The following is a 2288-nucleotide window of genomic DNA, read 5'->3' on the forward strand; positions in this document are numbered from 1 at the left end:
TTCGCCGGGATCGTGGTCGACGGACTGCGCGCGCAGGACACGCCCGCCGGCAAGGGCAGTACGGTGCAGGGCTACAGCGCCGCGACGCCGCTCGAGCTGGTGCTGGCGCACGTGGCCGCCGATGTCGCCACGCTGCATGCCAGCAATGCGCGCATCGGCGTGGACCAATCCGACCTGCGCTTGAGCGAGGACAGCAGCGCGGCCTCGACCTATGCGACCACGCTCGCCGGGTCGATTCCAGCCTGCAGCAGCGCGCCGGTGTTCCCGGCCCTGTAGCCCGCGCGCGCAACGCCGGCGGCCACTCGGCGCGCGCCCGCGTGGCGCGAGCGGTCGGTGCCCGCGTCTTGCGGCTTTGATGGCGTGCGCCGCCACGCACTGCAATCGTCCGCACGTGATGCCATCGCCCTGTTACACCGCAGCGTTCCGCCGCCTAGCTGCGGGCATCGCGCGCGCTCTTTTGCGCGTGATGCGGCAGCGCGCTTGATCCGGATCAATGCCCGCGCGTCGGCCGGCGCGCACAGTGCACGCGTCCTCCAAGCGAGCCGCGATCATGGCGTTCACTGTTGCAGTCCTGAGGGAAGAACAGGCCGAGGAGCGCCGCGTGGCGATGGTGCCCGCGGTGCTGCCGAAGCTGGCCAGGCTGGGCGCGCAATTGCGCCTGCAGGCCGGTGCCGGCAGCGGTTCGCGGCTGCCGGATGCGGCCTATGCCGGCGCCACCGTGCTCGACGATGCGCAAGAGGTGGTGGCCGGTGCGGACCTGCTGCTGGCCGTGCAGGCACCATCGCTGCGCACGGTGGCGGCGCTGCGCCCGGGCAGCATGCTGATCGCGATGCTGTACCCGGCCAAGCTGCCGGGCCTGCTGGAGCTGCTGTGCGAACGCCGCATCACCGCCTTCGCGATGGAAACGGTGCCGCGCATCAGCCGCGCGCAGGCGCTGGACGTGCTGTCCAGCCAGGCCGCATTGGCCGGCTACTACGCGCCGCTGCTCGGCGCCGTGCATCTGCCGCGCATCCTGCCGATGATGACCACCGCGGTCGGTTCGCTGCGTGCCGCGCGCGTGCTGGTGATGGGCCTGGGCGTGGCCGGCCTGCAGGCGCTGGCCACCGCGCACCGGCTAGGCGCGATCACCGAAGGCTACGACGTGCGTCCGGAAACCCGCGAGCAGGCGCAGTCGGTCGGCGCGCGCTTCGTCGACACCGGCATCGACGCACGCGGCGAAGGCGGCTATGCGCGCGAACTCAGCGCCGAGGAGCGGGCCAAGGCCGCGGCGGTGCTGACCCAGCACATCCAGCAGGCCGATCTGATCATCACCACCGCCAACGTGCCCGGGCGCACCGCGCCGATCCTGATCGACCGCGAACAGATCGCCGGCATGAAGCCCGGCGCGGTGATCGTCGATCTCGCCGCCGACAGCGGCGGCAACTGCGAAGGCAGCGTGCCGGGGCAGACCGTGGACGTCGGACCGGTCACCCTCGTCGCCCCGCGCAACGTGCCTTCGGCGTTGGCCCAGCACGCCAGCGAGCTGTACGCCAAGAACCTGCTGGGGCTGCTCGACCTGCTGGTGCGCGACGGCGCACTGGCGCCGGACTTCGACGATGCGGTGGTCGCCGGCACCGCGCTCACCCATGACGGCCGCCTCTGCCACCCACCGGTGCCGGCCGCAGCGCCCGTTCCCACCAAGGAGTCCTGAGTCATGTCCCTCGATCTGTCGATGAGCTGGCTGATCGCGTTGTACGTGTTCATGCTGGCCGCGTTCACCGGCTACGAAGTGATCGGCAAGGTGCCGTCGATCCTGCACACGCCGCTGATGTCCGGGTCCAACTTCGTCCACGGCATCGTCGTGGTCGGCGCGATGCACGCGCTGTTCAATGCCGACACCGTCGCTGGCCAGGCGATCGGTTTCGTCGGCGTGCTGCTGGGCGCCGGCAATGCCGCCGGCGGCTACGTGGTCACCGATCGCATGCTGGCGATGTTCAAGCCCAGCGCCGCGCCGGCCGCGAAGGAGTAGCGCCATGCTCTCGCTCCTGGTGGAATTGAGCGGGTTCGCCGCCGCGTTGCTGTTCATCCTCGGCCTCAAGCGCATGTCCTCGCCGGTGACCGCGCTGCGCGGCATCGTCCTGGCCGGGATCGGCATGCTGGTGGCGGTGGCCGCCGCCTTCGGCTATCTCGCCGACCTGCAGCCCGCGGCGCGTCCGCACGCGCTGACCAACCTGGCACTGGCGCTGCTGGCGTTGCTGCTGGGCGGTGCCTGGGCCTGGCGCAGCGGCCGCCGTGTCGCGGTGACCGCG

At 71.5% G+C, this 2288-nt stretch carries 3 protein-coding genes and 1 pseudogene; all 4 read left to right on the top strand.

Annotated elements, in window-relative coordinates:
* Positions 1–276 (top strand): annotated as a pseudogene (locus D180_RS22010) (endopolygalacturonase); the annotation flags it as partial.
* A gap of 274 nt (positions 277–550) precedes the next feature.
* Complete coding sequence (locus D180_RS22015) at positions 551–1690, top strand: NAD(P) transhydrogenase subunit alpha (RefSeq protein ID WP_026144502.1); 1140 nt, start codon at positions 551–553, stop codon at positions 1688–1690.
* 3 nt (positions 1691–1693) lie between these two features.
* Positions 1694–2008, top strand: a complete 315-nt coding sequence (locus D180_RS22020) for an NAD(P) transhydrogenase subunit alpha (protein WP_017909700.1) — start codon at positions 1694–1696, stop codon at positions 2006–2008.
* A gap of 4 nt (positions 2009–2012) precedes the next feature.
* Positions 2013–2288, top strand: a 276-nt coding sequence (locus D180_RS22025) for an NAD(P)(+) transhydrogenase (Re/Si-specific) subunit beta (RefSeq protein WP_043091545.1), incomplete at its 3' end; no start/stop codon positions are given.

This window comes from Xanthomonas sp. SHU 166, from assembly GCF_000364685.1.
Taxonomy (GTDB): Bacteria; Pseudomonadota; Gammaproteobacteria; order Xanthomonadales; family Xanthomonadaceae; genus Xanthomonas_A; species Xanthomonas_A sontii.

What these genes read in the sequence shown, in the direction of transcription:
- D180_RS22015 (WP_026144502.1), top strand. Translation starts at nt 551, where the DNA reads ATGGCGTTCACTGTTGCAGTCCTGAGGGAAGAACAGGCCGAGGAGCGC.
- D180_RS22020 (WP_017909700.1), top strand. Translation starts at nt 1,694, where the DNA reads ATGTCCCTCGATCTGTCGATGAGCTGGCTGATCGCGTTGTACGTGTTC.